Here is a 25,172-nt window from a genome sequence, read left to right as displayed (position 1 = left end):
AGATGTTCCACTCTTTACGGACCGTAATTCTGCTCAATACTGCGCACCCCGAAAAAGTAAGTGGAGGCCCTTGCGGCCGCGGAAATTCCGTCGTTAGCATCCCCGCGCCGGATCTTTCTTCCGACCGGGCCCGCACGCTCTTTCCGCGACGTTCCCCGGAACCGTCCGCGCGCGTGCTCTCCGACACGGCCCTCCGACACGGCACCCCGGCACACCGGCACCACTCCGGCGACGACGAGAAGGACGAGGCGCACCGTGGCGACGAACTGGGACGAGACCTACGAGAAGCTGGTCAGGGCCGCACTCACCGACTACCCCCCGACCGCTCCGCTGCGCGCCGAACTCCCGTTGCCCGCGCACGGCCTGGACTCCCTCGGCATGGTCGGTCTCTCCGCCCGGCTGGAGGACGCCTACGACATCGAGTTCCCCGAGGGGGCCCTCGTCCCGGCCAGCTTCGCCACGCCGGCCGACCTGTGGCGCGTGGTCAGCGGCTGTCTGGCGAACCGATGACGGCCGGCGGGCCGGGCGCCCGGCCGGGCGCCGCCAGGATGCTGCACGAGTGGTTCGCCGACGGCCTCGCCCGCAACCCCGACGGCCCCGCCCTGCGGATCCTCGACCGGAGCTGGACCTACACCGAGACCGACGCCGTCGCCCGCACCTGGGCCGCCGCCGTCGCCGCGGCCGGTGAACCCGGCGCTCCCGTCGCCGTGCTCGCCTCCAAGACACCCGAGGCGTACATCGGCCTCCTCGCGGCCCTCTACGCCGGCGCCCCCGCCGTGCCGCTGAACCCGGAGAACCCGGTGGCCCGCAACGCCGCCGTGCTGCGGGCCGCGGGCTGCGGCGCCGTGATCGCCGCCCCGGACGCCGCCGGGCAGGTGGCGCGGCTCGTGCGGTCCGCGCCCGTGCACGTCGTGCTGGCCCCGCGAACGGATCGGCAGGAGCTGCCCGCGAAGCTGCCCAGTGCCGTCGGCGGCGCCCGCGTCCTGACGGCGGGCGAACCGTCCGAGCCCGGCGGCGCGACCGCCTGGAAGCCACCCGCCGGGACGCCCGACGACATCGCCTACATCCTCTTCACCTCCGGTTCGACCGGCGCCCCCAAGGGCGTCCCGGTCAGCCACGGCAACGTGTCAGCGTTCCTGGCCGCCTCGCTCTCCCGCTACGCCGTGCGCCCCGAGGACCGGTTCAGCCAGGTCCACGAGACCACCTTCGACCTGGCGATGTGCGACATCTTCCCGGCCTGGGCCGGCGGCGCCTGTGTGTGCGTGCTGTCGCGCCTGCAGGCCCTGGACCCGGCGCGGTGGGTCCGCCGGTACGGGCTGACCGTCTGGCACAGCACTCCCAGCCTCGCGCGCGGCCTGCAGCGCGGCGACCGCCTCGCTCCCGGCAGTCTCGCCGGCCTGCGCCAGTCGGTGTTCGCCGGCGAGCCCCTGCTGGTGGACACCGCACGCTACTGGCGGCGCGCCGCCCCCGACGGCGTCCTCGACAACATCTACGGCCCCACCGAACTGACCATCGCCTGCACCGCGTTCCGCTGGCGCCCCGACCAGGACCTGTCCGATCCGCGGTACGGCGCCACCGTGCCCATCGGCGACCCGAACGACGGCATGGAGGCGATGCTCCTCGCCCCGGACGGCTCGCCCCACGACGGCACCGGCGAACTCGTCATGACCGGGCCCCAGATGTTCCGCGGCTACCTCGACCCGGCGCAGGACGCGGGCCGCTTCCTGCACCACGACGGCCGGCGCTGGTACCGCACCGGGGACCAGGTGCGCGCCACCGTGCACGGCTGGGTCCACCTCGGCCGCAAGGACGCCCAGGTGAAGATCAACGGCTACCGGGTGGAGGTCGGCGAGGTGGAGGCCGCCCTGCGCGACACCTCCGGCGCCGAGGCCGTCGCGTTCGCCCTCGACGCGCCCGGCGGAACCCGTCTCGTCGCCTATCTGCTCGGCGCCCCCGAACCGGACACCGCGGCGCTGGCCGAACGCCTCGCCGACCGCCTGCCGGCCTACATGCTGCCCCGCCACCTGTGGTGGCTGCCCGACGCACCGCTGAACGCCCATGGGAAGACGGACCGGACCCGGCTGCGTGAGGACGCCGTGGGCCGGCTCGGACACGAGGGGGAAGCCACGCCGTGAACGACCCGATCGAGTGTCACCTCTCGCTGCCGCACGACGACTTCATCATGCAGAACCACCGCATCCACCAGGTGTCGGTGATGCCGGGCGCGACCTTCCTCGACATCGTCTACCGCATCCTGCGCGCACAGGGACTGGACACCGAACGCGCCGTGCTGCGCGACGTGCTGTTCGCCGAGCCCATCGCCACCGCCCCGGGGCGCGACCTCGCCGTCCGCGTCACGATCGGCGCACCCGACGACGCCGGCGCCCGCCCCGTGGAAGCGGCCGGCGCGGTCATGGCGCCGGGCACGGACCCGGCGGCGGCAGCACCCGACGACGTCCGGTGGCGGCCGCACTTCTCGGCCCGCCTGGAGTTCACCGACGAACCCCCGCCCCCTCCGATCGACCCACGCGTCCTGCTCACCCGCGCCGAGTCGACCCGGGACATGGACGAGCTGTACCGGCAGGCCCGGGCCGAGGGCATCGAGCACGGCCCGCCCATGATGGGCTTCGGCCCGCTGCACCGCCTCGACACGGGCGGCCTGCTGGCCCACCTCTCGCCGGACCCCGGCGCCCGGGACCAGGAGAGCGCCTTCCACCTGCATCCGGCGAAGCTCGACGCCGCCACCCTCGTCGCCTTCGGCCACCGGCCCCCGCCCGGACCCGACCCGTTCATCCCCGTCCACATCGCCGAGTTCCGCGCCCCGCGCGCGGTGACCGGCCCCTGCTGGGTGCACGTGCCCACGTCCGAGACCGTCGCCCCCTCCGGCGACCTGATGCACAACGACTGCCTGATCCACGACGAACAGGGCCGCTTCGTCGCCAAGTTCACCAAGCTCAGCTGCAAGCGGGTACGGCACTCCGGGCTCATCACACGGCTGCTGGACACCCCGGCCGCGCCGCGGGAACCCACCGCTGCGGCCGTCCGCACCGATCCCGGGCCCGCCCCGGCGGCCACGCCGGACGGCGACACCGAGCAGCGGCTCGTCACCCATGTCCGCACCCTGATCGGCGGCCTGCTGGGCCGTGAACCGGACACCGTCGACCCCCACCGCGGGTTCTACGAACTCGGCCTTGACTCCGTCGCGTTGCTCGCACTCAGCGCCGAACTGGAGAAGGCCGTCGACGGCCGCCTCTACCCGACGCTCCTCTTCGAGCACCCGGACATCGCCTCCGTCGCCCGCCACCTGGCCCAGCGGCACACGATCACCCTGCCGGCCGGCGACCGGGCGGCAGCGGCGCCCGCCGCCGCGCCCGCCCCCGCCGCCGCGCCCGCCCCCGCCGCGGAGCCGCCCGTGCAGCCGACGGCGCCGCCCCCGGCCGACGTCCGCCTCGGCCTGCACCGCCCCCGCTGGGTCCCCCTGACCGCGACCCGCGCCCCGGAACCGCCGGGCGACCTGCTCGTCGTCACCGGCGACCCCGCGCTGCCCGACGCGCTGCGCCACTGCGCCGCCCCGGGACGGCGCACGGTGCACGTGCTGCCTGCCTTCGCCTACGAGCGGACCGGCCCCGACACCTGGCGCATGCCCACCGGCAGCCGAGCCGACTTCGCCCGCCTGCTGGACGAGCTCGCCGCCGAGGGCTCCACCCCGACGGTCCTGGCCGTCTGCCCCGCACCCGCGTCGGGACCCTCCGCCGACACCACCGACGGCTACGACGTCGTCTGGGCGCTCGCCGGCGCGCTGGCCGGCAGACCCGCCGACGTCCCCCGCGAACTCCGCTTCCTGTTCCGCGCCGAGCACGAGGACGCGGCCCCGCAGCACAGCGCCGTCGGAGCCCTGGCCCGCGGCATCACCGCCGAGAACCCCGCCCTGCGCTGCCGCAGCACGCTCGTCGTCGGCGCGCCGGACGCCGGCGAACTCGCCGGCATCCTTCTGGCGGAGGCCGCCGACACCGGAGAGGACAGCGAGAGCAGGCACCGGGACGGCGAGCGGCACGTGCGCCGCCTCACCCCTCACACCCTCGACGGCCCGCACGCGCCCGCCCTGCCCCGGGGCGCCGTCTGCCTGGTCACCGGCGGAGCGGGCGGCATCGGCTCGCTCGTCGCCGGACACCTGGCCGAGACCCTCGGGGCCCGCCTGGTGCTGTGCGGGACCCGGCCGCTCGACGCCACGGTCACCGCGCTGCTCGACCGCTGCGCCGCTCGGGGCGGTGAGGCGCACTACGTGCAGGCGGACGTCTCCCACCGCCAGGACGCCGACGCCGTCGCCGCCCGGTGCCGCGAGCTGTACGGCCGGATCGACGCGGTCCTGCACTGCGCGGGCCGCACCGACGACGCCCTGCACTTCCGCCGGGACCCGGCCGGGACCCGCGCCGTGCTCGCCCCCAAGCTGGCCGGCGCCCTGCACCTCGACCGGGCCACCGCCGACAGCGACCCGGCCCTGTTCGTGCTGTTCTCCTCGCTGTCCGCGGTGCTGCCCAACACCGGCCAGTGCGCGTACGGCTACGCCAACGCCTTCCTCGACGCCTTCGCCGGCCACCGCGCGGCCGACCCCGCGCGCACCGGACGCACCCTGTCCCTGGCCTGGCCCTACTGGGCCGAGGGCGGCATGCGCGCCGACGCCGCCGCGCTCGCCCGCTCCGCCGGGTCCGGGATGCGGCCCCTGCCCACCCGGGCCGCGCTGGACCTGTTGGACCGCTGTCTGGCCCGGCCCGGCACCCCGCCCCGGCTGGTGGCCGTGCACGCCGAGCCGAGCGCGGCCGGACCGCTGACGACCGGGCTGTTCGCGCCCGTGGCGGACGACGGCGCGACCGCGCAGGCCCCGGTCCTCGGGCGGAGCGCCCGGACGACCCCCGAACCCGTCGCGATCGTCGGCGTCGCCGGGCGCTACCCGGGCGCCGTCGACCTGGACGCCTTCTGGAGCAACCTCGCCGCCGGCCGGGACTGTGTCACCGAGGTGCCGCCCGACCGCTGGGACCACGACGCGCTCTTCGACCCCGAGCCCGGCCGGCCCGGCCGCACCTACGGCCGCTGGGGCGGCTTCCTGACCGGCATGGAACGCTTCGACCCGCTGTTCTTCGGCATCTCACGCCGTGAGGCCGAGCGCATGGACCCCCAGGAGAGACTGTTCCTGACCATCGCCTGGCAGACGCTCGAGGACGCCGGGTATCCGCCGGAGTCCCTCACCGCCGAACAGGTCGGCGTCTTCGCCGGCGTCATGTGGAACCACTTCCAGTTCGTGTCCGACCCCGACGACGAGACCGCCCCGGTGGCCCTCCACTCCTCCGTCGCCAACCGCGTCTCCTACGCCTTCGACTTCCACGGCCCCAGCATCGCCGTCGACACCGCGTGCTCCTCGTCGCTGACGGCGGTGCAGCTCGCGGTGGAGAGCCTGCGCCGGGGCGAGAGCACCTTCGCGCTGGCCGGCGGCGTCAACGTCATGCCGCACCCGCAGAAGTACCTCCAACTGGCGCGGGGACGCTGGCTGTCACAGGACGGCCGGTGCCGCGCCTTCGGCGAGGGCGGCACCGGCTACGTGCCCGGCGAGGGCGTCGGGGCGGTACTCCTCAAGCCGCTGGACCGGGCGCTCGCCGACGGCGACCACGTCCACGCCGTCATCCGCGCCGCCCGGCTCAACCACAGCGGCCGTACCGGCGGGTTCACCGTGCCCAGCCCGACCGCGCAGGCCGCGCTCGTCGCCGACGCGGTCCGCGAGTCCGGCGCCGACGTGCGCGCCCTCGGCTACGTCGAGGCCCACGGCACCGGCACCTCGCTCGGCGACCCGATCGAACTGGAGGGCCTGCGCACGGCGTTGGCCGCCTTCACACCCGGTCCCGAGCATGTGGCCATCGGCTCGGTGAAGACCAACATCGGTCATCTGGAGAGCGCGGCCGGCATCGCCGGGCTCACCAAGGTGCTCCTGCAGTTCCGGCACGCCGCCCTGGCGCCCTCGCTGCACGCCGACACGCTCAACCCGCACCTCGACTTCGGGGACGGCCGGCTGGCGGTGCAGCGCAGCGCCGCGCCCTGGCCGCGCCCGTCCGCCGGCCGGCGTCTGGCCGGGCTCAGCGCCTTCGGCGCGGGCGGCTCCAACGCCCATCTGGTGCTGGAGGAGGCGCCGGAGGCCCCCGCCCGGCCCGCACCGCGCGGCTCCCGGCTGTTCGTGCTGTCCGCCAAGGACGACGAGGCCCTGCGGGAGCGGGCGGCAGCCCTGCTCGCCCTTCTCAGCCCGGACGAGGAACGGCCCGGGGACGCCGTCACGGGCGAGCCCGCGCTGATACGGTCCCTCGTCGCCCGGCGTCTGGCGGTGCCCGAGACGTCCCTCGGCGGCGGTGAGACCTTCGAGGATCTCGGCCTGGACCCCGCCGCCCTGCTGGCCCTGGCCCACGACCTCGCCGCGCACACGGCGCTCGAACAGGCTTTCGTCGCCGAGGAGTTCGCGGCGGCGGTGCACTGCGGGACCACGCTGGAGGAGGCCGCAGTGACGTGGGCCGGCCTGGCCGCGGCGGCGGCCCGCACCGGCGGGCACGGCCTGCCGAGACTCGACGACCTCGCCCACACGCTCCGGGTCGGCCGTACCGCGATGCCGGTGCGGTTCGCGGTCGTGGCGGACAGCCTCCCGGAACTGCGCGCGGCGCTGGAGCGCCTGGCGAAGGGCGCCGAGCCGGGACCCCGCGAGCACCGGGGGACCGCGTCGGCCGACGCCCCGCCCGCCCGTGCGGCGACGGAGGCCGGACACACCCTGGAGGACCGGGCGCGAAGCTGGGTCACGGGCGGGACAGACGACCCGGGCCACGGGGCCGGGCCCGGCACGGGCGACGGCGCGCGCCCCCGCCGTGTCCCTCTGCCCGGCTACCCCTTCCGCGAGGAGCGCTGCTGGCCCGGCGGATGGACCGGCAGGACGGCCACGGACCGCGAATCCGCGCCCGTCACGCCGCCCGGACCGGCCCGGGCGGAGCACACCCCCGCCCCCGCTACCGCCGCTCCGGCCACGGCTCCCGCCGCACCCGCTCCCACCGACACCGCTCCCGCCGTTTCCGCCCCTACTTCGCCCGCCCCCACGGCCACCGCCCGTGACGACGGCGCCGAACTCGTCGTCCTGGACGGCGGGATCGGCCTGATCCGCATGCACTCGCCCATGTTCACCGAGCGGTTGCTGCGCGACCTGCGCGAGATCTTCGGCACGGTCGCCGCGCGCACGGACGTCAGGGCAGTGGTCGTCACGGGCTCCGACGGCGTGTTCAGCATGGGCGGCACCGCCGAGGCCCTGGAGATGCTGGCCGACGGCGACGGGCGCTTCACCGACCAGGCGTTCGTGTACGAGGGACTGCTGCGCTGCGACCGGCCCGTGGTCGCCGCGATCGACGGGCACGCCTCCGGCGGCGGACTGGCGTTCGGGCTCTACGCCGACGTGGTGCTGCTGGCCGAGGAGAGCGTCTACAGCGCCAACTTCGTCTCCTACGGCTTCACCCCCGGCATGGGGGCGACCTATGTCCTGGAACGCCGGTTCGGCTCGGCGCTCGCGGACGAGATGATGCTCACGGGCAGGTCCCTGACCGGGGCCGAACTGCACCGCTACGGGGCCATGGTGACGGTCCTGCCGGGCCGCGAGGTGCTGCCGGCCGCGCTGGACCGCGCCCGTGCGCTCGCGGCCCGGCCGGAGGGCGCCGTGCGCCGTCTCAAGCAGGAGCTGGCCGGCCGGGTCCTGGCCCGGCTGGACGAGGTGGTCGGGCGCGAGGTCCGGATGCACGAGGAGGTGCTCGGCGCCGAGGCCCGCGACCGGGTCAGGGGCCACTTCGCCCGGGTGGAGGCGTTCCGGGGGGCCGGGAGCACCACGGCGAAGGAGCCGGCCCCGGTGGCGAAGGCGTCGGAGCCCTCGGTCCGGCCCGAGGCGACGCCGCCGGGGGAGGCCGTGGCCGGGCCCTCCGAGGCGCAGGTGCGGGCGGACGTCGTCGCGTCGCTGGCCGAGGTGCTCTACCTGCGGCCGGGGGAGATCGACGACGAGCGGACCTTCGCCGAGATGGGGCTGGACTCGATCGGCGCCGTCGAGGTCGTCCGCGGCCTCAACGAGCGGCACGGAGTCGGGCTGGAGGCCGTGGCGGTCTACGACCACCCGACCGTGCCCGCGATGACGGCCGCCCTGATGACGGCCCGTCACCGGACGGCGGCCCTGCACCGAGCGGCCCTCGCCCCGGGGCGGCCGGCCGGAACCGCCCCCCGGGACACCGCCGCCACGGGCACGGACGCCCTCGGCGGGGCCGGTACCCGCGGCGCCGCCCCTGCGAGCACCGGCGCGTCCGGAGACCCTGGCGACCCCGGCGCCCCGCACACCGTCACCGCATCCGAACCGGCACCCGCACCCGCACCCGCACCCGCACCAGCATCCGAACCGGCACCCGCACCCGCACCCGCGCCTGAACCGGCACCCGCGCCGGAGCCCGGGCCGGAGTCCGCCCCGCTGCCCGCCTCCCGCCCGAGGGCGGACGGCGACTCCGGACCCCATGCGCCGGTCGACGGGCCCGTGTCCCGCGTGTCGCTGCCGGACGGCGCTCCCGGACCCGCCGTCTCCGCGCCCTCGGCCGCCATGGTGACCCTGCGCCCCGTACCGCGCCGTGCCCCGGCCGCGACGGAGGCCGGGTCCGGCGAGGAGGAGCAGAGCCCCGACCCCGAACCCGAACCGCCCGGCGCGCCGGGCGGACCGGACGTCGTCGCCGCCGACATCGCCGTGATCGGGATGTCCGGCCGCTTCCCGGGCGCCGACGACCTCGACGCCTTCTGGAGGAACCTGGAGGCCGGGCGCAGCGAGATCGCCGAGGTGCCGCCGGAACGCTGGGACGTGGGCCGCTGGTACGACCCGGACCGGTCCGTCGCCGACCGCACCGACAGCAAGTGGGCCGCGCTGGTCCGCGGGGTGGACGAGTTCGATCCGGGCTTCTTCCGGCTCTCGCCGCTGGAGGCCGAGGCCATGGACCCGCAGCAGCGGCTCTTCCTCCAGGAGGCGTGGAGGGCGCTGGAGGACGCCGGGCACGGCGCGGGCGGCACCGACCGGCCGACCGAGCGCGGCACCCGCGACTGCGGGGTGTTCGTGGGCTGCGGCGCCGGCGACTACGAGGACCTCCTGGCGGCGGCCGGACAGGCCGACACCGGACACGCCTTCCTCGGCTCCTCGCCTTCCGTGCTGGCCGCGCGCATCTCCTACTTCCTCGACCTGACCGGCCCCACCCTGGCCGTCGACACCGCCTGCTCCTCCTCCCTGACGGCCGTTCACCTGGCCTGCGAGAGCCTGCGCCGCGGGGAGTGCCGCACGGCCCTCGCGGGCGGCGTCGCCCTGATGCTCACCCCGCGCCTGCACGTCCGCTGCAGCAACACCGGAATGCTGTCCCCGACCGGCACCAGCGCCCCCTTCGACGCGCGCGCCGACGGCATCGTGCTCGGCGAGGGCGTCGGCGTGGTCGTGCTGAAACCGCTCGCCCGGGCGCTGGCGGACGGCGACCACATCCACGGCGTCATCAAGGCCACCGGAGTCAACGGCGACGGCCGGACCAACGGCATGACCGCGCCCAGCGCCGCCGCCCAGACCGAACTGCTGCGCCGCGTCCACCGCGCGGCCGGCGTCACCGGCGCGGACATCGGACTCGTCGAGGCCCACGGCACCGGCACCCCGCTCGGCGACCCGATCGAGGTGAAGGCACTCCAGGACGCGTTCCGCACCGACGGCGCCGTCCTCGCGGATCCGGCCGCCGCGGATCCGGTCGTCGTGGATCCGGTCGTGCTCGGTTCGGTCAAGGCCAACATCGGTCACACCACCATGGCGGCCGGCATCGCGGGACTGCTGAAGATCCTCCTGGCGTTGCGACACCGCCGGCTCCCGCCCACGCCGCACTTCACCGACGCCAACCCCGAGATCGACCTGTCCCGGGGCCCCTTCCGCGTACTCACCCGCACCGACGTCTGGCGTCCCGGCCCGACAGGCGCCCGGATCGCCACACTCAGCAGCTTCGGGTTCAGCGGCACCAACGCGCACGCCGTCGTCGCCGAGGCGCCACCCCGGACGTCCGCGCCCGCCGAGACCGGCCGGGCCCTTCTGATCCCCGTCTCGGCACGCACCCAGGACGCCCTGGCACAGACCGTCACCCGGCTCGCCGACGCCCTCGACACCGAGGACGCCCCGACGCCCGCCCTCGCCGACGTCGCCCTCACCCTGGGTGTCGGCCGCACCCACTTCCCGCTGCGCGCCGCGTTCGTCGTCCGGGACCGCGCCGAGCTCGTCCGCGCGCTGCGCGCCGCCGCACGCCGTGCGGCCCCGTACGCGCACACCCCGGCGACCGGCGAGTCCGGACTCAGCCGCCTCGCCGAGTCGTACGTGCACGGCGGGACCGTCGACTGGGCGGCCCTGCACCCGCCCGGCAGCGCCCGCCGCGTGCCGCTGCCCACCTATCCCTTCGCCCGGGACCGGCACTGGGTGTCCGTCCCCAGGCCGGACGCCGGCGCACCGCGCCAGCCCGCGGACCCCGGCACGCTGACTCTGGTCCTCGCCCCGCACGACCGGGTCGTGGCCGATCACCGGCTGGGCGGCCGCGCCGTGCTGCCGGGAGTCGCGGGCCTCTCGCTCGCGGTGCGCGCCGCCGCCCGGCAGGGGATCACCGGGGCCGTCCGCGTCTCGCAGGTGCGGTGGCTGCGCCCGGTCGAGGTGACCGCCGCCCGCGACATCCGGGTCACGACGGAGGAGTCCCCGGCCGGCGGACTGAGCTTCGAACTGTCGGCCGCCGACGCAGAGTGGGCGTCGTGCACCCGGGGCCGTGTACAGCCCCTCTCCGGCGACGGCGCGGCCCTGGACCCGCTCCCCGTCGCAGAGGTGCGCGACCGCTGTCCCGCCTGGCACCCGGGGGCGGACCTGTACGCGGCCTTCGCCGCCGGAGGTCTCTCCTACGGGCCCGCCTATCAGGCGCTGGAGGGGGTGTGGGCAGGTGCGGACGAGGCGCTCGGAGTGCTGCGCGCCCCGGACACGCCGGTGGGGGAGGAGTCGTCCTGGCCGCTCGACCCGGCCGTCCTGGACGCCGCCCTGCAGACGCTCACCCTGCTGGCCCGCGACCCCGGCGGCGACCCCCTCGTCCCCTTCGCGTTGCGGGCCCTGGAGGTGCGGGCCCCGCTGCCGAGGCGCGGCTTCGCCCACGCGACACGGGACGGCGCCGCGTTCACCGTACGGGTGACGGACCCCGAGGGCCGCGAGTGCGCGTCCTTCGTGGGGGTGGCGCTGCGGCCGCTGCCGGTGCCGGCCGACGCGCGTGAGCAGGCGTCCGCACGACCGGAGACCACTGTCCTCGTCCCGCGTCTGAGGGAGGCCGGCCCCGTGGCCGGCCCCGTGGACCGGGCGACGCCCCCTGACGGGCGCACGACCTGGGCGTTCCACACCTCCGCCGCGCGGCCCCTCGCCGAGGCCCTGGCGGCCGCCGGGGAGCCGGTTACCACGATCGCCCTTCCGGGCGGCGACGGCGCCGCGTCCCTCGAGGTGCCCGACGGTGTTCCCGACACCGTCTACTGGCTCGCCCTGCACGACCCCGGCGAGCCCGTCCCCGAACAGGCCCCCGACGCGGCCACGCTCGGCCTGTTCCGATTGCTGAAGACGCTGCTCGCCCGAGGAGCCGGCAGTCGGCGGCTCACGGTGAAGGTGGCCCTGTGCGGCGCGGTCGCCGACGACGAGCGGGGTCCCGCACAGCCGCACAGCGCCGGTCTGATCGGCCTGATCCGGTCGGCCGCCGCCGAGTACCCCAAGTGGCGTGCGGGCTGCGTCGACCTGCCTCCGCGGACGTCCTCACCGGCCGAGTCGACCGAGTCGACCGAGTGGGCCGAGTCGACCGAGTCGACCGAGTGGGCCGAGTCGGCGGAGCGGCTGGCGGCCGAGCCCTGCGCGGAGCCCCTCGTCGTCCTGCGCGGCCCCCGCCGGCTGGTGCGCAGGCTGGCGCCGGCGCGGCAGCCGGCCGCCACGGGCGACGCGTTCCGCGAGGGCGGTGCGTATCTCGTGATCGGGGGCACGGGAGGGGTCGGCACGGCGCTCGCCCGCCACCTGGCCCGAACCCACCACGCGCGTCTGGTACTGGTCGGCCGCCGTGCCCCGGACGACACCGTGCGGGCGCGGCTGGCCGCACTCGACGCGCTGGGCGGAAGCGCCGTCCACGTGCGCGGCGACGTCGCCGATCCGGCCGACGCACGGCGCATCGTCGCCGAGGCACGGGCCCGGGTGGGCCGCCTCGACGGGGTCTTCCACAGTGCGCTGGTGCTGCGTGACCGCACCCTCGCGGCCATGGACGAGGACACGTTCCTGGACGTCCTCGCGGCGAAGACGAGCGGTCTGGTGGCACTGGCCGCCGCGCTCGAGGACGAGCCGCCCGGTTTCCTGGTCTGCTTCTCCTCGGCGATCTCCTTCGCCGACGCGCCGGGTCAGGCCAACTACGCGGCGGCCAGCACCTTCGAGGACGCCTTCGCCGGACACCTGCGCGAGCGGTCCTTCCCCGCCTCCGTGGTCAACTGGGGCTTCTGGGGCAGCGTCGGCGCGGTCGCGCAAGAGCATCACGTCGAGCGGTTCGCCGAGCTGGGCATCGCGTCGCTGGAGCCCGACGAGGGCATCGAAGCGCTCACCGGCGTGCTCGGCGCGGGCCTCGCCCAGGCGGTCGTCGTGAAGGGCACCCGGCGCGGACTCGCCCTCCTCGGCGCCGAACCGGACGGCTCCGAGGACCCCCTGGCGCGGTCCCGCGCCGGATTCGCCGAGCTGGAGCGGCTTGCCGCGACCCTGCTGCGCACCCGGCTCGGCGCGGGCGACGCCGCCCACACCGTCCTGGACCGGTGGACCGGCCGGCATCCCGAGGGAAGCGCCGGTGAGCGGCTGTTCCGGGCCGTGGCGGCCCTGCTGCGAAGGACCGGACACGAGAGCGTCCGGGCGCAGGAGCTGGTCGCCCGTCATCCGGCCATGCGCCCGCACGTCACCCTGCTGCGGCGGTGTGTCGAAGCCCTGCCCGAGGTGCTCGACGGCTCCCGCCCGGCCACGGACGTGCTCTTCCCGGGCGGATCCGTGGATCTGGTCGAATCCGTGTACCGGGGGCAGCCGTTGTCCGACCACCACCACCGGCTCATGGCGGCGGAGACCGTGGCCGCCCTGAGGCGCGGCCGGCCGGCCGACGGCGCCGCGGGGCCGCTGCGGATCCTGGAGATCGGCGCGGGAACGGGCGCGGGCACGACGTTCGTCCTCGACGCCCTCGACGAGGCCCTGCGCGGCACGGACGACGTCCCCGCGGTGGCGTACACCTACACGGACGTCTCGCCCGCCTTCCTCGCGCACGGCGAGCGGGAGTTCGGCCCCGGCCGCCCCTATCTGTCCTTCCGCCCCCTCGACATCGAACGCCCGCCCGAGGAACAGCACTTCACCCCGCACGGGTACGACCTCGTCCTCGCCACCAACGTGCTGCACGCCACGGCCGACATCGGGCGGACCCTGGCACATGTGCGCCGGCTGGTGGCGCCCGGAGGCAGTGTGCTGCTCAACGAGGTGACCCGTGCCTCCGACTTCCTCACCCTCACCTTCGGCCTGACGCCCGGCTGGTGGGCGTTCCAGGACGCGGAGCGCAGGCTCCCGCACGCGCCCCTGCTGGGACCGGACCAGTGGCGCCGGGCGCTGACCGCGAGCGGCTTCGGGCCGGTCCGGACGCTGGGCGCGCCGGGCACTCCCGTGGAGGCCCTGGACCAGTGCGTGTTCGTCGCCGCGACGGCCCCGGGCTCCGTCACACCGCCCGCCGCACCGCCCGCCGTACCGGACGTCGCCCGGGTGCGCGCGTATGTGCGCGACGTCTTCGCCGAGGTGCTGAGGTTCGATCCCGGCGCGCTCGCGGACGAGGTCACCTTCGAGAACTACGGGGTCGACTCGCTGGTCAGCCTGCGTCTCGTCAACCGTTTCGAGGAGGACTTCGGGGAGCTGCCCGCGACCCTGCTGTTCGAGAAGCTGACGATCGCACAGCTGGCCGACCACTTCGCCGCCGAACACGCCCCGGCCGTCGCCAGGTTGCTCGCACCGACGCCCACACCCCCCGGAACGTCAGCGGCGGTGACGCCGGTCGCCGGCACATCGGCCGCTGCGTCGCCGGTCGCCGGGACGTCAGCCGTGATGCTGCCGGTCGCCGGGACGTCAGCCGCGATGCCGCCGGTCGCCGGGACGTCAGTCGTGATGCTGCCGGTCGCCGGGACGTCAGCCGCTGCGTCGCCGGTCGCCGTGGCAGGGTCCGCCGTGCCACCGTCCGCCGGAACGCCTTCCGCCGGAACGCCGTCCGCGGTGACACCCGCCCCCGGAACGCCGGCCGTCGTGGCGCCCCGCCCGGATCCCGGTCCGCCGGCGGCACAGGCCGCTTCCTCCGACATCGCCGTGATCGGGGTCAGCGGCCGCTACCCCGGCGCGCCCGACCTCGCCACCTTCTGGCGCAACCTCGCCGCCGGCGCCACATCGTTCACCGAGGTGCCGGCGGACCGCTGGGACTGGCGGCCGACGTTCGACGCCGAGCGCGGCACACCCCAGCGCACCTACAGCCGCTGGGGGGCCTTCCTGGACGGCGTCGACCGGTTCGACCCCGCGTTCTTCGGCATTCTGGGCCGCGACGCCGCGCACATCGACCCGCAGGAGCGGCTGTTTCTGGAGACCGCCTGGAACCTGCTGGAGGAGAACGGCCGCCTCGGCCCGGAGACCCACGAGCCGCACACCGGCGTCTTCGTCGGGGTCATGTACGGCACGTACGGGCAGATCGCGGCCACCGCCTGGCCGCAGGGCCGGCTGTCCGGCGCGCACTCGGCGCACTGGTCGGTCGCCAACCGCGTGTCGTACTTCTTCGACTTCCAGGGCCCCAGCATCTCGGTGGACAGCGCCTGCTCGTCGTCGCTCACCGCCGTCCACCTGGCCTGCGAGAGCCTGCGGCGCGGCGAGTGCCGTACCGCCGTGGCCGGGGGCGTGAGCCTGATCCTGCACCCGGCCCACCATGTGTCGCTGAGCGCTCTCAACATGCTGTCCGCCGACGGCAGGTGCAAGGTGTTCGACGCCGCCGCCGACGGGTTCGTGCCCGGCGAGGGCGTCGGCGCCGTCCTGCTCAAACCGCTCGACCGCGCCGTCGCCGACGGGGACCGGATCTGGGCCGTGATCAAGGGCGGCGCCATGAACGCCGGCGGAAAGACCGGCGGCTACACCGTGCCCAACCCCAACGCGCAGGCCGCCCTGGTCCGCCGCGTCCTGGACAACTCCGGCGTGGCGCCCGAGACCGTGTCGTACGTCGAGTGCCACGGCACCGGCACCGCCCTGGGAGACCCGATCGAGATCGCGGCGCTCGGCAAGGCCCTCGGCGGAAGCGGTCGGCCACGCCCCTGCGCGGTGGGGTCCGTCAAGGCCAACATCGGGCACCTCGAAGGCGCGGCGGGCATCGCCGGACTGACCAAGGCGCTGCTCCAGCTGCGGCACCGCCGGCTCGCGCCCTGCGCGGGCCTCGACCGGCTCAACCCCAGGATCGACTTCGACGCGGCGGCCCTGGAACCGGTCCGCTCGCTCACCGAGTGGCCCGCCCCGCCCGGCGGCGGCCCTCGCCGGGCCGGCGTCAGCTCGTTCGGCGCGGGTGGCGCCAACACCCATCTGATCCTCGAGGAGTACACCGAACCGGACGAGACCGCCGCGCCGCCCCCCGGACCGCAGGTCTTCCTGCTGTCGGCGCGGTCCGCCGAACGCCTCCGGGCCTACGCCCGCCGCGTCGCCGACCACCTCGCCACTGCGGACGGCGCCGCGACCTCGCCCGCCTCGCTCGCCCGCACCAGCCAGACCGGCCGCCGCCACTTCCCGGAACGGCTGGCGGTGGTCTGCGCCGACACGGAGCGGCTCGCCGTCCTGCTCCGCTCCTACGCCGACACGGGCCGCGCCGAGCTCCCCGGCCTCGTCGTCGGCAGGGCCGCCCCCGGCCGGGGCGGCAAGCGGCACGGCCCCGGCTCCGGCCTGCTGCGGGACGCCCGCGGGGCGGACCCGGCGGCGGCCCTCGCCCGGCTCGCCGGCCGCTGGGCCGTCGGAGACGACGTCGACTGGGCCGTTCTGTGGGAGGGGCGCGCCGTACGGACCGTGCCGTATCCGACGTATCCCTTCGAGCGCGCACGGCACTGGCTGGAGACCGGGGTGCCGGACCCGACCATGGGCGGCCCAGCCGCGCAACTCCCCACCCGGGTCGAGCACCTGGGCGCCGGCCCGGAAGGCGATTCCAGCACCCTGTACCGCCTCGCACCCACCCTGGAGCCGCGCCCGGCGGACCCTTCCGCGCCGGCCGAGCCCGCTCGCAGGGTCCTGCTGCTCGGACCGGACACGCCGGTACGCCGTGCCCTGGCCGAGGAGTTCGGCCGCCGGGGCGCCGACTGCGACTGCGTGCAGGCGGGCGGAGGCGAGTCCGGCACGGACGGCGCGGTGTCGGCCACCCCCGACGGCCTGCGCCGGTTCGTGGACGGCCTCGCCGCACGCGACCGGCTGCCCGACGCACTCGTCCTGGTCTGCCCGCCGGCCGCCGGACCGCCCCGTTTGGACACCGTCGCCGACGACCTCGACGCCGGACCGCACCTGCTCCTGTGGACGGCGGCGGCTCTGCTCGCCCGCGACCGCCGGGTGCGGCTGCGCGCGGCCGTGGCGCACGGGACCGCCCGGCGGCAGCCGCAGTTCTCCGCGACCGGCGCCCTGCTCAAGTCGCTCACGCTGGAGCACAGCGGCTGTGCCGCGGTGACCGTCGGCTTCGAGGCGTACGAGGACGCGGCGGGCGAAGGAGCCGCGGCCGCTCGGATCGCCGCCGCCGTCGCCGACGAACTGGAGCGCACCGGCAGCGGCGTCACCGAGATCCTCCACGACCGCGAGGGCCGACGCCGTCTCCGCCTGCTGGCCGAGCGGCCCGCACCGGCCGGGTCTCCGGACGCGCCGCTGCCGGTCCGCCCCGGCGGCACCTACCTCGTCACCGGCGGCGCGGGCGCTCTCGGCCGGATCCTCGGCGGGTTCCTCGCCGACGCCGAGCCCGTCAACCTGGTGCTCGCCGGGCGCTCGCCGCTCGACGGGGAGATCGAACGGCGCACGGCGGAGCTGTGGCGCGGCGGCAGCACCGTCTGGTACCGGCCGACCGACCTCGGCTCGGCGGCGGACGTCGCCGGCCTGATCGCCGACATCCGCACCCGCTACGGCACGCTGAACGGCATCGTGCACGCGGCCGGGGTGCACCGTGACGCCCGCGCCGTCCTCAAGACCGCCGAAGAGGCCGCCGAGGTGTTCGGCCCCAAGGTGGCCGGCACGGTGCTGCTGGACCACGCCACACGCGACGAGGACCTCGACTTCTACGTCCTGTGCGCCTCGCTGGTGGGGGAGACCGGCAACCTCGGGCAGACCGACTACGCCTACGCCAACGCCTTCCAGCTGGACTTCGCCGAGAACCGGGAGCTGCTGCGTGAACGCGGCGAGCGCTCGGGACGCACCACGGCGATCGGCTGGCCCCTGTGGGAGGACGGCGGCATGGACGTCGACGACGCCACCCGCCGGCTGTTCGCCCAGCGCTGGGCGATGGCGCCGCTGCGCACCGACACCGGCCTCGCGGTCTTTCACGCCGCCCTGACCGGAACCGACACGCGGTGGCTGCCCGTGGAACGGGCCACGCCCCCGGCCACCCCGACGGCCGTCGCGCCCGAGCCGTCGACCGGTTGCGAAGAGGAGGCGGACACGGACACCACGACCGGCGCGCGACACCCGGACCCAGGCTCCCTGAGCGCGGTGGTCGGGCGTCAACTGCGCCTCTTCACCTCGGAGTTCCTGATGGTCGACCCGGGCGAGGTGGACACCGCCACCGAGCTGATGGACCTCGGCTTCGACTCCATCTCGCTGAGCGAGCTGATCGTCCGCGTCAACGACCACTACGGACTCGAACTGCTGCCGACGGTCCTGTTCGAGCACCCCACGCTGGACGACGTGGCGGCCTACCTGAGCCGGGAGCACGCGGCGGAGGTCGGCGCCGCACCCCTGCCGGACGGGGAGCCTTCGGCCGAGGCGGACGCCGTACACCTCCCGCCGACCGCGGCGGCCACGACCACGGCGGCCACGGCGGCCACGGAGCCGCGGGACGAGGGGCGCACCGACGACCCGGCGCCCGTCGTCGTCGCGCCACCCCCGTCCGCCCCCGCACGCCGTCGCCGCGACGTGGCCGTGATCGGCATGGCGGGGCGGCTTCCCGGCGCGCCGGACCTGGACGCCTTCTGGCGGCGCCTGAGCGCCGGCGACGACCTGGTCGGTCCCGTGCCCCCGGACCGCGCCGACCTGCTGGCGGACCCGGCCACGGCGGGCCTGCGCGGCGGATTCCTCACGGACGTGGCCGACTTCGACGCCGCGTTCTTCCGGATCTCCCCGGCCGAGGCCCGCCTGATGGACCCCCAGCACCGGCTGTTCCTGGAGACGGCATGGCGCGCCATCGAGGACGCCGGATACCGGCCGCAGGACCGCGCGGGAAGTCAGACCGGCGTGTTCGTGGGCATGGCCACCTCGGACTACGGCGAGCTGATCGCCCGGTCCGGTGCGGACACCGAGGCCCACATGGCCACCGGAGTCGCCCGTTCCCTGGTCGCCAACCGCGTCTCCCACCTGCTCGACCTGCGCGGCCCCAGCGAGACCGTCGACACGGCCTGCTCCAGTTCCCTGGTCGCCCTGCACCGAGCGGTCGGCGCAGTGGCCGACGGCGAGTGCGACGAGGCGATCGCCGGTGGCGTCAGCCTGGCGCTGAGCCCTGGCCTGTTCCGGGTGTTCGACCAGTCCGGCATGCTCAGCCCCGCCGGACGCTGCCGCACCTTCGACAAGGACGCCGACGGATATGTCCGCGGGGAGGGGGTCGGCGCGGTCCTGCTGAAGCCGCTGGAGCGGGCCGAGGCCGACGGCGACCGGATCCTCGCCGTCGTCCGGGGCAGCGCCGTCAACCACTGCGGCCGGTCACCCTCGCTGACCGCGCCCAACCCGCGCGCCCAGGCCGACGTCGTGGTCCGCGCCCACCGGGTCGCCGGCGTCTCCCCGGCCACCGTCACCTACATCGAGACCCATGGCACCGGCACCCGGCTCGGCGACCCGATCGAGGCCGAGGGCCTCAAGGACGCCTTCGCCCGCCTGTACGGCGAGACGGGCGACCCCGTGCCCACCGAGCCGCACATCACCCTCGGCTCGGTGAAGACCAACATCGGCCACCTGGAGGCGGCGGCCGGGATCGCCGGGCTGCTGAAGGTGCTGCTGGCCATGCGGCACCGCATCCTGCCCGCGCATCTGCACCTGCGGGAGGCGAACCCGTACCTCCGGCTGGACGGCACGCCCTTCCGCATCGGCACCGCCACCACGGAGTGGGAGGGGGCCAAGGACGAACACGGGCGGCCCTGCCGGCGGGCCGGGATCAGCTCGTTCGGGTTCGGCGGCACCAACGCCCACGTGGTGCTGGAGGCCTGGACGCCGCCCGACGACCCGCACCGGCCCGCCGCGCGCGCCCACGCTCTGCCGAGGGCCGAGTTCCACCCGCGCCGCCACTGGTTCACCGCCCCGACCCCGCCCCGGCCAGCGAAGACGGAGTCCCCCGTGTCGCACCCCGACCAGGCAGCCACCACCGCTCACCCGGAGAAGGAGAAGGAGAAGGCGAAGGCGAAGCAGCACGAGACGGAGACGGCCACCGCGCCCCCACCCCGTCCCCGGGTACGGCTGCAGTCCCTCGGCACGACCACACCGGCCGCACCGGCCGCACCCGCCGCTCCCGCGGAAGCCACCCCGGTCCGGGCGACGTCACCGGGCACCGCCAAGCCCGTGGCGGACGACGGCGCCGCACCCCCGGCAGCGCACGCGCCCGGCGACGGCGGGCCCTCCGCCACGGAGATCCGCGTCACCGTACGGGGTCTCGTCGCCGACGTCCTCGGCGTGCCGGCCGCCGACCTCGCGGACGACACGCCCTTCGCCGACCTCGGCCTGGACTCCATCTTCCGCATGGACGTGGCCCGCGCCCTGAACGACCTGCACGGCCTCGACCTCCAGGGCGCCGACCTCTACGAGCACGACACCGTCGCCGCGCTCGCGGCCCATGTGCTGACGTCCGCCGGGACCGGCACGCCCCGACCGACGCCACGCGAGATCCCGCCGTCGACCCTCCCGGAGGCACAGGCACCGAAGGAGCAGGCACCGGACGGGCTGATGCCTGACGGGCCGGTGCCGGACGGGTCGACACCGCACAGGCAGTCGCCGGACGAGGAGACGCCGACCGGTGCTGACGACCCGCGGGGTGCACTGCGTCGTGTTCTGGAAGAGGTCCTCGGCCGTCCCTTCGATCCGGCGGTCACCTTCGAGGGCAACGGCTTCACGTCCTTCGACATGCTCCGCGGTGTCAACGCCCTGGAGAGCGGCCTCGGCGCCCTGCCCAAGGCCCTGCTGTTCGAGGAACCCACACTGGACCGGCTCGCCGACTCCCTGTGCCGCACGCACGGCAGCGCGGCCGTCGCACGGGTCCGGCCGCCGGCCCAGGTGCGCACCCCGGCCTCCGCTCCCGCCCTCGCTCCTCCCTCCGGCCCCGCCGCCCGGGCCGCGACGCTCACCCGTGCGGAAGCCGCCGCCGACCCCGAACTGGGTCCGGTCATAGCGGAGTTGGAGCGGCGGCACGGCAAGGAGAGCGGGCTCGGGGGCCGTGACATCGCCCCGTACCTCTTCGTCGGCGCCGGACGCCGCGGCTTCTTCGCACTGTCGCAGCGGGACCGGGGCATGCTCGTCTGGAACTACACCGGTCCCGAGGACCACTTCGCCGACCTGGCCGCCGAGTACTTCGACCACGCCCGGCGCGGCGGCCTGCGGCCCAACCTGCTGTCCCTGGTCCGGCTGGAGGAGGTGGGCGGCGCCCCGGTCACCGCGACGCCCTTCGGCGCGCTCCAGCGGATCGAGGACGTGGGATCCTTCACGCTGTCCGGCGGGAGGATGAGCCGGCTGCGCTACATGGTCAAGCGGTTCGAGAAGGCGGGCGCCTGCCGCGCGGCCGAGTACCGCAGCGGCGACGACCCGGGCGTGGACGCGGAGCTGGCCACGCTGGTGGACGGCTGGGCGGCCACCAAGCAGATGGTCAACCCGTACGTCCGGCGGGTCCGGGAGGAGCTGGCCGGCGGCGGTCTCGACGCGCGCCACCGGCTGTTTCTGACCTACCTGGACGACGCTCTGGTGAACGCCGTCGTGATCACCCGGATCCCGTCCGAGAACGGCTACCTCCTCGACGTCGAGTTCTATCCGGACCACATGCCGCTCGGCGGACTGGAGTTCGCTCTCGTGCGGATCCTGGAGCGACTGCGCGAGGAGGGCTGTGAGGTCTTCAGCTTCGGCGCCAGTTTCGGCGGCGAGATGGGCGCCTCGCCGAACGCGTCCGAGTCCGTCGTCCGTGCCCTGGCCGAACTCCGCGACGCGGGCATCTTCGGCGGGGGCAACTACCAGTTCAAGAACAAGTTCCGTCCCGAGAACCGGACCCTGTACCTGGTGCAGCCCGAGGGAGAGGCCGCCAGCGAGGTCAGCGACGTCATCCTGATGATCGCCGATCCCGCGACGCCCACGCCCGCTGTCGCCCCGGTGACCCCCGCGCCCGCCGTCGTCCCCGTGACGCCCACGCAGGCCGTCGCCCCGTCGCCGAAGGAGCCCGCTTCCGACCGCGCCTCGTACCTGGCCCAACTGGCCGCGCACGGGCACAATCCCGTCCGGCTTGCGCACGTGTCCGTCGGACTGGACCTCCTCACGGACTCCTGGGCGGACCGCGCCGACCCGTGGCAGCCCGAGCGGAGGCGGGCCCTGGCCGAGCTCGCGGACGCGGCCGGGGTCACGGGGGAGGAGCCGCCGGCCGTGTCCTGGCTGCCGTTCGCCCACCGGTTCTTCACGGCTTCGGGCCGCACGGCGGAGGACCGGCTGTGCCGGGCCTGGCCGGGGCGGCGCGGCCGGGTGCTGCACGGCTCGGCTTTCCCGACCTGGCTGGCGGCCCTGGTGGAGCACGGTTTCGACCCCTCGGTCGCGCTGCCCGTGGCAGGTGAGGGCCCCTTCGCCGCGGACCTCGATCTGGGGGCGCTGGAAGACGCGCTGGAGCGGTACGCCGGAGACGTCTCCTTCGTCCTCGTGGAGACCGCCACCAACGCGCACGGCGGCGCCCCGCTGTCCCTGGAGAACCTGCGCGGCGTAGCTGAGCGGACGCGGGCCAGGGGCGTGCCGCTGGTGCTGGACGCCACCCGGCTGCTGGACAACGCGGTGCTGGCGGCCGGCGCGCAGCCGGGCCTGCCGGGCCGGGAGCCGTGGGAGGTGGCCCGGGAGATGCTGGGCCTCGCCCGGACGGTGACGTTCAGTCTGTCCAAGGACTTCGGGGTCGACGGCGGCGGCCTGATCGCCACCGGCGACGAGCGGCTGGCCGAGCGGCTCACCGAGCGGATGCTGGAACGCGGGCGGGAGCCGGGGCTGACCGCGCGCCGACTGCTCTCCGCCGCCCTGCTGGACCAGGAGTCCGCACAGCGGCTGGTGACCGAGCGGGTGGCGAACGTGGCCGCGTTCCGGCAACGGCTGGAGCTGGGCGGCGTGCCACTGGTGCCCGGACCTTCGGCGCACTGCGTGCTGTTCGACGTCGACAAGGCCGCCGCCGGCACCGCGCTCCGCCACCCCCTCGCCTCGTTCCTGGCCGCGGTCTACGCGGCCACCGGGGTACGCGGCGGCCCCCACCTCAGCCCGGGCGCGCGCCTCACCGACGGCACCGCGCCGCCGGAACGGCGCCTGATCCGGCTCGCCGTGCCGCTGGGCATGGACCGCGAGACGCTGGAGCGGGCCGCCGACCGGATCGCGGTGCTCGTCGCCGATCCGGCGTCGGTGCCGGACCTCACGGAGGTGCCCGGCGTCCGCGGTCCCGCCGCACTGCGCTCCTACCACCCGACGGAGGCGCTGCCCGCCGACATCCGCGAGGCCTTCCAGGAACGGCCCGCGCCCGCGGCCCCCGCGTCGGAGAACCACGACCTGCTGCGGGAGCGGGCTCCCGGGACACGGCGGCACCTCCTGCCCATGGAGGGCGGCGCGGTGGAGGTGTTCGACTGCGGCAGCGGTCCGGCCGTGCTCATGCTGCCGCCGTTCAACCTCGGCGGCGGCGTCTTCGCCGACCAGGTCGCGGGCCTGTCGGACCGCTACCGGGTGCTGGTAGTCCACCACCCCGGCGTCGGCGCCACCACCGTCGCGGACGACATCTCGCTGCCCGGCATCGCCGACCTGTACCGCGACGTCCTGGACCGGCTGGACGTGACCGGCCCGGTGCACGTGATGGGCACTTCCTTCGGCGGACTTCTCGCGCAGAGCTTCGTCCTCGCCCACCCCGACCGCGCCGCGTCGCTGGCGCTGGTGTGCAGCTCGTACAAATACGCCAACCGCGTGGGCGAGGTGAACCGCCTGGAGGACCTGGTCGCCGAGGACCTGGACCGGATCGTCGCGGCCGGCTCCGAGGACGTGGCGCGCGACCGGGCCCGTCACACGGCACGGCTGCTGCGCTGCGAGAGCATGGCCCCGCACATCGGGCTGCGCTACCTGGACGTCTTCGCCCAGCAGCCCGACCTGCTGGGACGGCTCGGCGACATCGCCGTGCCCACCCTCGTCGTGGCCGGCGGCGTCGACGCCGTCGTACCGCGCAAGACCTCGCATCTGATGCACGGCGCCATCCCCGACGCCCGATACCACGAACTGCCGCTGGCCGGGCACTTCCCGACCGTCACCGACCCCGACGGGGTGACCGCCGTCCTGGCCGGCTTCCTCGCGGAACTCGGCGCCGCAGAGGAGGCCCGATGAGCGGCACGCCCGCCGGGTACGGCATAGAGGCCCTCGACGTGTACGCGGGCAGCGCCGCCGTCAGCGCCCGCGCGGTGTTCGACGGTCGCGGCCTCGATCCGCGCCGCTTCGACAACGTCGCCTCCGACCGGCGCTCGGTGGCCCTGCCCTTCGAGGACCCCGTCACGCACGCCGTCAACGCCGCCCGCCCGCTGCTGGACCGGCTGGCCCCCGCCGACCGCGACAGGATCGAACTCCTCGTCACCAGCAGCGAGTCCGGCATCGACTACAGCAAGTCCATCGCGTCCTACGTGCACCGGCATCTCGGTCTGCCGCCCACCTGCCGGCTGCTGGAGACGAAGCAGGCCTGCTACGCCGCCACCGCCGCCCTGCAGCTCGCGGTCGGCTACCTGGCCGGCGGGCTCTCGCCCGGCGCGAAGGTGCTCATCGTCTCCACCGACATGTCCCTGGCCGACGAGCGCGCCCGGTACGCCGAGCCGGTCACCGGCACGGGAGCCGTGGCGCTGCTCGTCGGCGACCGTCCCCGTGTCCTCACCGCCGACCCCGGGGCGTTCGGCGTGCACAGCTTCGAGACCCTGGACTCCGCCCGCCCCGGCCCCGACCTCGACATCGCGGACGCCGACCGCTCGCTCATGGCCTATCTGGAGTGCCTCTCGCGCAGCTTCGCCGACTACCGCTCCCGCGTGGAGGGCGCCGACTTCGCGACCACCTTCGACCTGCTCGCCCTGCACACCCCGTTCTCCGGCATGGTCAGGGCCGCACACCGCAGGCTGATGCGCGAGCTGTACCGCAGCCCCGCCGACGCTGTGGCCGCGGACTTCGAGCGCCGGGTCGCGCCCTCCCTGGTCCACCCCGGCCAGACCGGCAACCTGTTCTCCGGCTCGCTCTACCTGGCGCTGGCCAGCGCGCTGGACCACGCCCGGCTCGACGGGCCCGCCCGCGTGGGGCTGTTCTCCTACGGTTCCGGATGTTCCTCGGAGTTCTTCAGCGGCGTCGTCGGACCGGAGGCGGCCGCCGCCGTCGCCGAGGCACGCATCGGGCCCCGGCTGCGGGCCCGCGCCGACCTCGACTTCGCGGAGTACACGGCGCTGCTCGCGGAGAACACCGCCTGTCTACGCCCCGCGGCGCACCGCGACGTCGACCCCGCCCGCTACGCCGCCCTGCTCGGCCGGGCCGCGGACCGCCCCGAACTGCTCGCGCTCACCGGCGTGCGCGATCACCACCGCCAGTACGCATGGATCTGACGAAC

The 25,172-nt window shown here is 75.5% G+C and carries 4 protein-coding genes; all 4 read left to right on the top strand.

Going from position 1 to position 25,172, the window contains the following annotated elements:
* The first annotated feature begins 255 nt into the window (after positions 1-255).
* From IE239_RS19235 to IE239_RS19220, 4 genes are read left to right on the top strand one after another with little or no spacing between them, the layout of a single operon-like run.
* Positions 256-510, top strand: coding sequence for an acyl carrier protein (locus IE239_RS19235; RefSeq protein WP_190150591.1), 255 nt, complete (start codon positions 256-258; stop codon positions 508-510).
* Positions 507-2,135 carry an AMP-binding protein gene (locus tag IE239_RS19230; RefSeq protein ID WP_190150590.1) on the top strand — a complete coding sequence of 543 codons (1,629 nt, stop codon included), beginning with the start codon at positions 507-509 and terminating at the stop codon, positions 2,133-2,135. The genes IE239_RS19235 and IE239_RS19230 overlap by 4 nt, the downstream gene beginning before the upstream one ends.
* A complete protein-coding gene (locus IE239_RS19225) occupies positions 2,132-23,923 on the top strand; it encodes an SDR family NAD(P)-dependent oxidoreductase (protein WP_190150589.1) in 21,792 nt (7,263 codons plus the stop codon). Before IE239_RS19230 ends, IE239_RS19225 begins: the two co-directional genes overlap by 4 nt.
* Positions 23,920-25,167: a hydroxymethylglutaryl-CoA synthase family protein gene (locus IE239_RS19220; RefSeq protein WP_190150588.1), complete on the top strand. Its 1,248-nt coding sequence runs from the start codon at positions 23,920-23,922 to the stop codon at positions 25,165-25,167. Before IE239_RS19225 ends, IE239_RS19220 begins: the two co-directional genes overlap by 4 nt.
* Positions 25,168-25,172: the final 5 nt, after the last annotated feature.

Source organism: Streptomyces humidus (genome assembly GCF_014649655.1).
In the GTDB taxonomy this organism is placed as follows: Bacteria; Actinomycetota; Actinomycetes; order Streptomycetales; family Streptomycetaceae; genus Streptomyces; species Streptomyces humidus.
Note: the sequence above shows the minus strand (reverse complement) of the source record. Positions and strands in the feature narration are given on the sequence as shown.